At 55.0% G+C, this 307-nt stretch carries 1 rRNA gene; it reads right to left on the bottom strand.

The annotated features are described in order from the left end of the window. A 23S ribosomal RNA gene (locus Xentx_RS18330) occupies positions 1-307 on the bottom strand; the annotation flags it as partial.

Raw genomic sequence — 307 nt, 5'->3', positions numbered from 1 at the left:
CCCAGTTAAGACTCGGTTTCCCTGCGGCTCCCCTATCCGGTTAACCTTGCTACAGAATATAAGTCGCTGACCCATTATACAAAAGGTACGCAGTCACCCCACCACTAAGCCCCCTCAGCTTGATTTTTGAGGTTGGGCGTCGCTGCCGCGCCGCCAACCGCCATCAAGAAAGGATGACGCTGTGATAACCACCACTGGCTTAGTGGTGGGGCTCCCACTGCTTGTACGTACACGGTTTCAGGTTCTCTTTCACTCCCCTCGCCGGGGTTCTTTTCGCCTTTCCCTCACGGTACTGGTTCACTATCGG

Source organism: Xenorhabdus thuongxuanensis (assembly GCF_001908095.1).
Taxonomy (GTDB): domain Bacteria; phylum Pseudomonadota; class Gammaproteobacteria; order Enterobacterales; family Enterobacteriaceae; genus Xenorhabdus; species Xenorhabdus thuongxuanensis.
Note: the sequence above shows the minus strand (reverse complement) of the source record. Positions and strands in the feature narration are given on the sequence as shown.